This is a genomic window from uncultured Pseudophaeobacter sp. (assembly GCA_905479575.1).
In the GTDB taxonomy this organism is placed as follows: domain Bacteria; phylum Pseudomonadota; class Alphaproteobacteria; order Rhodobacterales; family Rhodobacteraceae; genus Pseudophaeobacter.
The window spans coordinates 1-7,922 of sequence record CAJQNB010000037.1 but is presented as its reverse complement, the minus strand read 5'-3'; the positions used below and the strand labels follow the sequence as shown (position 1 = coordinate 7,922).

Annotated in this window: 5 protein-coding genes and 1 pseudogene; all 6 read left to right on the top strand. The window is 54.9% G+C overall.

The features are described 5' to 3' along the window. Positions 1 to 291: 291 nt before the first annotated feature. Positions 292 to 447: pseudogene (locus QZ268_RS11625) on the top strand (IS5/IS1182 family transposase); the annotation flags it as partial. A gap of 372 nt (positions 448 to 819) precedes the next feature. Beyond that, on the top strand, positions 820 to 2,451 hold the full coding sequence (locus QZ268_RS11620) for a hypothetical protein (RefSeq protein ID WP_295452584.1): 1,632 nt from the start codon (positions 820 to 822) through the stop codon (positions 2,449 to 2,451). 1,011 nt (positions 2,452 to 3,462) lie between these two features. Further along, the gene (locus QZ268_RS11615; RefSeq protein WP_295452582.1) at positions 3,463 to 4,608 is read left to right on the top strand and encodes an acyl-CoA dehydrogenase family protein; all 1,146 of its coding nucleotides are present in this window, start codon (positions 3,463 to 3,465) and stop codon (positions 4,606 to 4,608) included. A 168-nt stretch (positions 4,609 to 4,776) separates the two neighbouring features. Next, entirely contained in the window at positions 4,777 to 5,817 is a 1,041-nt protein-coding gene (locus QZ268_RS11610) for an enoyl-CoA hydratase/isomerase family protein (protein ID WP_295452580.1), read from the top strand. A 3-nt stretch (positions 5,818 to 5,820) separates the two neighbouring features. Beyond that, positions 5,821 to 6,693: a 3-hydroxyisobutyrate dehydrogenase gene (gene mmsB / locus QZ268_RS11605; RefSeq protein ID WP_295452578.1), complete on the top strand. Its 873-nt coding sequence runs from the start codon at positions 5,821 to 5,823 to the stop codon at positions 6,691 to 6,693. Between the two features lie 275 nt (positions 6,694 to 6,968). After that, the gene (locus QZ268_RS11600) at positions 6,969 to 7,835 is read left to right on the top strand and encodes a choice-of-anchor L domain-containing protein (RefSeq protein ID WP_349376145.1); all 867 of its coding nucleotides are present in this window, start codon (positions 6,969 to 6,971) and stop codon (positions 7,833 to 7,835) included. The last annotated feature ends 87 nt before the right edge of the window (positions 7,836 to 7,922 follow it).

Here is a 7,922-nt window from a genome sequence, read left to right as displayed (position 1 = left end):
GATGCGAAAGGTCGATGGCTGGGAAACCTTGGCTCAGCCCATCGCCCCGATCAGACTTGACCTCGCGGCCTGATCAGGCCCAAATCCACATGCTCGGAGAACGCCGCCAGAGAATTTCCACCAGATTCGAGACACAACCCTCCGAGCTCTCCCAGAGTACTATTTTGAGTGTACTTGGCGCCCTGCGGCACTTGAAGCTTTGGGAAGATGCCAATGAAAGAGATTTAGTCTCTGAGTGGCTCTGTTGCACAAAACCTGTGCGGGATTCATCTCGTGAATCCAGCGTGGAAGCTGGGCTGTACGGGCAGACCGTCTCCCCCAACCTACAAGACCAGAAACTTGCCAGCCTACAATGAAACGCTCAAGCGCAGATGTTTTCTGACAATCTGGTTCGACCCCGAGATGAGCTGGGACACCGTGCCGACAGGGCGACGCGGGCGGCGGCAAACCGAAGGAACTCGCATGAACTTGAGCAAGACTGGACTGCCGTTCTGACTTGATTCTGCGAACGCTAGGCTAACCACTTAGATCGCTATAGATTGATCATCGATACGAACCCAACAGAGGGCCTTGGGCGAAATCCCCTTAACGGCTGCATCCAGCCCTAGTAAGACATTCGCACAGGGCCTGGAAACAGTTGAACTGTAGGTGTGAGGGCTCTCAGTCATTCTCTCGAAAGCTGCGATTCAGCAGGTTGTAGAAACCTCGGCCATAATGCCAAGGTTCCAGCGCTCTTTGGAACGATCACCCTTTTTCCCTTCCCGGCGGACCTAGCTTGCTTCTAAAGTGTATCCACTTCCATCGATGCGCCGGGTAAAAATGCTAAAAACCGATCTGACCATTCTTAAAGACCACTTGCGACATGCCCCATCTAGAGATTTTCTCCTTATGGCATGGGCGCTATATATGCTGTGGCGGGGGGAAGTTGGGCTTGCTGGGCGCGCCATTGAAATCCCACCTGAAATTTCGGAACAGAGAAAAAAGTCGCGTTTTATCGTCCCGCCATGGGAGACTGTCGGCCTGTTGTCCATCTATCTTGAAGCGTATGACAACCTCACAGATAGCAGTCTGAAACCAAAGACACTTGCCGTAAAAAGATGGGGGACTATCGGCGATTTGTATAATCAATTCAGGAATATCGCTAACCATCAATCCTTGGATGGAGTTGGCGAGGAACCTGATGCAGTACTCGAAATGATGCCACGGATTATGTGGCAACAGTTCATATGGCAGCAGGGACACGACAACACTTCTTCCATTGTGCGTAGCGCATACATCAACTTTGGCCCTCAAGCGAGATCCGTATTTAAGAAAAAATACAAACTGAGTGCAGAGAAGTTTTTCACTATCAGCTTCATTCTTAGAGAGAGGTTTAAAAAATTACCCTATTTCAGCGATCTTAATTACTTCGCATCCATCGGCATAACCAAGAGAGAAATTGATACCTACTTCAAGATAACTGCGCGAACGCCGAAAGCTGCATCTAAACAGGAAAAAGGTATCCCTGGCCTCACAAGGGATCGAGTGGATTTCAGGGAAAATCGAATTTATGATTTTCCGCTATTCAATGTGGGGGATGACCTAAATCCAATTTACATGTGCCCATTTCCGGAGCTTCTTGTCTACAGAGCAACCTATTTCATCTACTTCGATGTGATGGGGGCTGAATCGAAACGCTTTGACAGGGACTTCCGGAAAGAAGCTCGAGACGCGAAAGGTGAAATGGATAAACGATTTGAAGACTTCTGCGTTGAACTGACCTCTGCAACCCTTTCAGGTAGTTGGATAGCAGAAGGTGATTTTCAGTACGGCCCACGTAGAGCACCAAATCATAGCTCTGACGTGATGATCTCATGCGATGAACAAATCCAGGTCATAGCGGAGTGTAAGGCAAAGAAAATGAAGATCGATATTCGACTTTCTCCAAGGCCAGTACGGGATCACCTCGAGCAAATTAAGGATATATCTAACGGTATGGTTCAACTGTGGCGGTACGCTCGGGACCTACGGGAAGGGAAAGTTAACAAGAACGGAAAGACATATACTGCCGCTGATAATTTGTCTGGAGCTCTCATCACGCTCGAGGAATGGGCCGACCACAATCACATATTCTTTGCTGAGTGCCTCAACGGTGCGAAGATCCTTAATAATGAGAACCAAGGTACCTCAAAGTACGTAAAACCGGAGGATCGCATTGCCGTCTGCATCATCTCCGCGTTGCAATACGAAAAAATGCTCTCCCAGGTTCCTAGCTGCGAGCTCCAAAGCTATCTCAAGGAGTTCGCTGATTATCAAGCGAGCCCAATTGGACCGGGCTTTGAGTTCAGCGGCACGATCGACAAAGAACTCCACAAGGCCCATCCACTTGGAGATCGTCTGAACGACTTCCTCCCATGGGTACAAAAGGTTAAAGACTTAGCTGAGGTACCGCGAGATTTCGCGGATACCTAAAGTTCGCTGCGGTCTTGCAGGGTATATCACCACCGATGAGGCGCTCCGACCTGCAGGAATGCTATGCAATGCACTAATGGCGGCAATGCGAAAGTTCTGCTGCTACGCGAGGCAGGGCTCGAGGCGACTATCAGGTGTGCTTTGCAGGGGTTTGCAAAGTCCTCTTTCTGCGCATAGCTGCCCTTGGTGCAGTGCGCAGCATCGCTCCGAGGGGCATGCTGGTTTGAATGGCCGCTAATCCTTCTTGGCCATGAACCTCTCGCAGCTGCGGCGAATGGCCGGAATCCGCCCCTTGTGCCTGAGCTCCGGCCAATGCTGCACCAGGCATGAATGTCGTGAATGGGCTGCGAGCAGCCGTTAACGCCATTTAGGACTGAGCTACCGGCACGTGTCGCGAGCCCGACCAAAGAAGTATAGCGATGCCCAATTTGAAACCTGTCCGGGTGTGTGCCTTCTGCGTTCTGTGTAAGTTGGAAGTCTTCGAACCAAACAATGGCGGAGGCGCTCATGTGGCGCTCTTTCCTGCCGGAGGTCGGCGCAGTTCTGAGTGCAATGCTACGGCCTCAAAGTTGGGACGAATTGAAAGGCGTGCCCCAAGATCGCAGCTCCGAGCAGTTTAAAGCCTCTTCAAAAGACCTTTAAAGACAGCCGCAGCCGGACATTTTGAACGGTTCGGGATGCGCTATAGCCGATTTTGAAATGGGAAGTGTCCCGTACTGCAATGCGAAGTGTCCCAAACTAACTCCAAAATTGGCACCAAAGGTGGGTGGCCTCGGGTCCAGTACTGGAATATGAAGCAGGGCGCTCGTCGAGAAAAATTTGCTGCAATGGGAAGTGTCCCGCTACAGTCCCGCTACACTGCTTTCGTCAAGAAAATTCAGTGCGATGGGAAGTGTCCCGTTACGCATATTATTGCAACACCACTTTGCGCCCACGCTGCTTGCTCTTGTGGCTTGGGCGCGTTATTAAATAAACGACCGTTCAATTCATACACGCCAGGGAGGACAGGACGTGGATTTTGCTTTGACCGAGGAACAGACCGCGATTTTTGATATGGCGCATGCATTTGGCCAGGAAAATATCGCGCCTTTTGCACGTCAGTGGGAATCTGAGGGCACCATCCCCAAAGAGCTGTGGCCGCAAGTGGGTGAGCTTGGCTTTGGCGGGCTGTATGTCAGCGAAGACAGCGGCGGCTCCGCCCTGACGCGGCTGGACGCCACATTGGTATTTGAAGCCCTGTCGATGGCCTGCCCTTCGGTGGCGGCCTTTTTGTCCATTCACAACATGTGCGCCAAGATGCTGGACAGCTTTGCCAGCGACGAAATGAAGGCGCGGATCATGCCGGATGTTTTGTCGCTGAACACCGTGCTCAGCTATTGCCTGACCGAGCCGGGCTCTGGCTCTGATGCGGCTGCGCTGAAAACCCGCGCGGAAAAGACCGACCAAGGTTATACCCTGAACGGCAACAAGGCCTTTATTTCGGGGGGTGGCTATTCCGACGCCTATGTCTGCATGGTGCGCACGGGGGACGACGGTCCCAAGGGCATTTCCACCGTCTATGTCGAAGACGGCACTGCGGGGCTGTCCTTTGGCGGGCTGGAAGAAAAGATGGGCTGGAAAAGCCAGCCCACCGCCCAAGTGCAGTTTGATGATTGCAAGATCCCCTCCAACAACCTGGTTGGCGAAGAGGGCAAGGGCTTCAAATACGCCATGATGGGGCTGGATGGTGGACGCCTGAACATCTCCTCCTGTTCTTTGGGGGCCGCCCAGACCGCGCTGAACCTGACGATGAAATACATGTCCGAGCGCAAGGCCTTTGGCCAAAGCATCGACCAGTTCCAGGGGCTGCAATTCCGCCTCGCGGATATGGAAATTGAACTGCAGGCGGCACGTGTCTTTTTGCGGCAGGCGGCCTGGAAGCTGGATCAAGGTGCCCCCGATGCCAGCAAGCATTGCGCCATGGCCAAGAAATTCGTGACCGAGGCGGGATCTAAAATTGTTGATCAATGCCTGCAGCTACATGGCGGCTACGGCTACCTGGCAGACTACGGCATCGAAAAGCTGGTGCGGGATCTGCGGGTGCACCAGATCCTTGAGGGCACAAACGAGATCATGCGGGTGATTGTGGCGCGCCACATGTTGGCCGAACACAGCTAAGCCCAGTACAACATTGGCCAACATACCTAAGGCCCGTACAAGCTAGGCCCGTTCACTTCAGGCCAGAACACGTCGCCCGGTTCAAGCCTCTCACGGCCGGTAATCAGCTGCCCAAGTCCAGGGCAGCAGGTTACCGGATGTTTGACCCGGGCAAACTGCGAGGAAACTATGAGCGATATCAATATCCGTGTGACCGGTAAGGCCGGTCGCATCACCCTCACCCGCGGCAAAGCCCTGAACGCGCTGTCTTATGACATGTGCATGGCCATTGACACTGCCCTGCGCCAATGGGCCAGTGATGACGCGGTGAAACTGGTGGTCATTGATGCCGAGGGGGAAAAGGCTTTCTGCGCCGGCGGCGACATTGCCGAGCTGTATGACACTGGCACCGCAGGCGATTATGCCTATGGGCGCAAGTTCTGGAGCGACGAATACCGCCTGAACGCGCTCATCTTTGAATATCCCAAACCGGTGGTCAGCTTTCTGCAGGGCTTCACCATGGGCGGGGGCGTCGGCATTGGCTGCCATGGCACTCACCGGGTGGTGGGCGACAGCAGCCAGATCTCCATGCCCGAAGTCGGCATTGGCCTGATACCCGATGTGGGCGGCTCTTTGATGTTGACCTTGGCGCCGGGGCGTCTGGGCGAATATCTCGGCACCACCGCCGCACGCATGAAGGCCGCAGACGCGATCTATGCCGGGTTTGCCGATTTCTACATCCCCGAAAGCTTTTGGCCGGTACTGATCAACGGGCTGCAAAAAGATGGCGATCCGGCAATTTTGCAGGTGGCGTCGCAAAAACCACCTGCGGGCACATTGGAACTCCAGCAGGCCGAGATCGACCGCTATTTTGCTGGCGAAACCCTGACGGACATCCTGACTGTGCTAAAGGCCGAGCCCAGCGATTTTGCGGAAAAGGCGCTGAAGACAATGGGGCGCAATGCGCCGCTCTCCATGGCCTGCACGGTCGAGCTGCTGCACCGGTTGCGCAACAGCAATCTGAGCATTCGCAAGGCGCTGGAGCATGAATACCGCTTCACCTATCGCGCCATGGACAAGGGCGACTTTCTCGAAGGCATTCGTGCCCAGATCATCGACAAGGACCGCCAGCCGAAGTGGCAATATGCAGAGCAGGATGTCCCTGCCAGCGCCGTCAGCCAGATGCTGATGCCGCTGGGTGCAGACGCCCTGGTTTTTGAGGAGGAATAACACATGAAAATCGGATTTATTGGTCTTGGCAATATGGGTGGCCCGATGGCCGCCAATCTCGCCAAAGAGGGCCACGATGTTCTGGGCTTTGACATGGCCAGCGTCACGATTGCGGGCGTCTCCATGGCAGGGTCTGCCGCTGAGGCTGCAACCGGCGCTGATGTGGTGATCACCATGCTGCCCAATGGCCAGATCCTGCGCGCCGTTGCCGCTGAGGTGCTGCCTACCATGCAGGCAGGTGCTGCCCTGGTGGATTGCTCCACCGTGGATGTGGATTCCGCCCGAGCCGTCGCAGAACAGGCCGCGGCGGCAGATCTGTTGTTTGTCGATGCGCCGGTATCCGGCGGCATCGGTGGTGCCGCTGGGGGCACCTTGACCTTTATGGCCGGCGGCAGCGCCGCAGCCTTTGCCAAGGCAGAACCCCTGTTCGAAATCATGGGCCAGAAGGCGGTGCATTGTGGCGAGGCCGGTGCCGGCCAGGCCGCAAAGATCTGCAACAACATGATCCTGGGCGTGACCATGATTGCCACCTGCGAAGCCTTTGCGCTGGCCGACAAACTGGGTCTGGACCGGCAAAAGATGTTCGATGTGGTCTCCACCTCTTCGGGCTATTCCTGGACCATGAATGCCTATTGCCCGGCCCCCGGTGTTGGCCCGCAGTCCCCGGCTGACAACGATTACAAGCCAGGGTTTGCGGCGGAACTGATGCTCAAGGATCTGCGTCTCAGCCAGCAGGCCGCCGAAAGTGCCGATGCTGACACCCCGATGGGCGAGCTGGCGCAGGCATTGTATAGCAAGTTTGTCGAAAGCGAAGACGGGCTTGGCATGGACTTTTCAGCCATGCTGCCCCGCTTTGAAAAGCGCGGCCGCAGCTAAACCAAACCTCTGGCAAGCCCCAGCGTAAAGCGCCTTTTGCCCGGTCCGAACCTGCCTCTTTCAACACAGAGGCACCTCCGGGCCGGGCGTTTTTATGTGCGTCACAAAAAGGCGCCGACCAATGGTCTTGGCCCCAACCAGATTCAAAAACTGTTCAATTTTATTAAAATTCAGAAAATGGGCACCGGGTTTCCACATTTCAGTCCAAGTTCGCAGCCACACCGGAGGCTGGGCCACAGCAATTTTGCGGCCCCTTACAGGGTGCAGGATTTCATATGCCTACGGCGACAGAACTCGATATCAATACCTCCGCCACAGCCGACCAGATGGCGCAGGAGATCTTTGGCGACGGCACCACCGTTGTCAGCGCCAGTTATTCCGGTGATGCCGCCTCCTCAGGTATCTATAGCGGTGCCGATACAACTGTGGCAGGCGTTGCCCCTGCCGATAGCGGCGTCATCCTGTCTACCGGCCATGTAGATGATTTTACCAACAGCTCCGGCAGCACCAATACCAATACCTCCGGCAATACCAGCACCAATACGAGCGGCACCAATGGCGACAGCGACTTTAACGCCATTGCCGGGTCCGCCACCTATGACGCCGCCTTTATGGAGATCGACTTCATTCCCGACGGTGATGTGCTGACGCTGGATTTTGTGCTCTCCTCCGAAGAATACCCAGAGTTCTCCAGCTCGCAATACAACGACGTGGTTGGCGTTTGGGTCAACGGGGTACAGGCACAAGTCTCCATTGGCGATGGATCTGCCTCTATCGGCAACATCAACCAGAACGACACCGAAAACATCTATGTCGACAACACCGGCGACCAGTACAACACCGAAATGGATGGGTTCACCATTACCCTGACCTTTACCGCCCCGGTAACTGCAGGTGTACTGAACTCGATCAAGATCGGCGTCGCAGATGTATCTGACAGCAACTATGACACCAATCTTCTGGTTGCCGGAGGCTCGGTTCAGACCGGTTTTGTTGCCCAGGACGATCAGGTCGACATGAGCTATAACGCCACCAAAACAGTGGATGTTCTGGCCAATGATACCAGTTCTGCCGGTGGCACCCTGACCGTGGTCGTGTCGCGAAGGTGGTGGAAATTTGAAGGTGGCGTAATCTCCGGGTGAACTGAACCCACCCAACCGGCGGCAGCAACCGCCAGGGAGATCACGCCATGAAGAACAATACCGACACTGCCGCGCTTTCGCTACTGG

Bases quoted from the DNA above. Each gene is read 5' to 3' on its own strand.
- mmsB (WP_295452578.1), top strand. From the start codon at position 5,821: ATGAAAATCGGATTTATTGGTCTTGGCAATATGGGTGGCCCGATGGCC.
- QZ268_RS11600 (WP_349376145.1), top strand. From the start codon at position 6,969: ATGCCTACGGCGACAGAACTCGATATCAATACCTCCGCCACAGCCGAC.
- QZ268_RS11620 (WP_295452584.1), top strand. From the start codon at position 820: ATGCTAAAAACCGATCTGACCATTCTTAAAGACCACTTGCGACATGCC.
- QZ268_RS11610 (WP_295452580.1), top strand. From the start codon at position 4,777: ATGAGCGATATCAATATCCGTGTGACCGGTAAGGCCGGTCGCATCACC.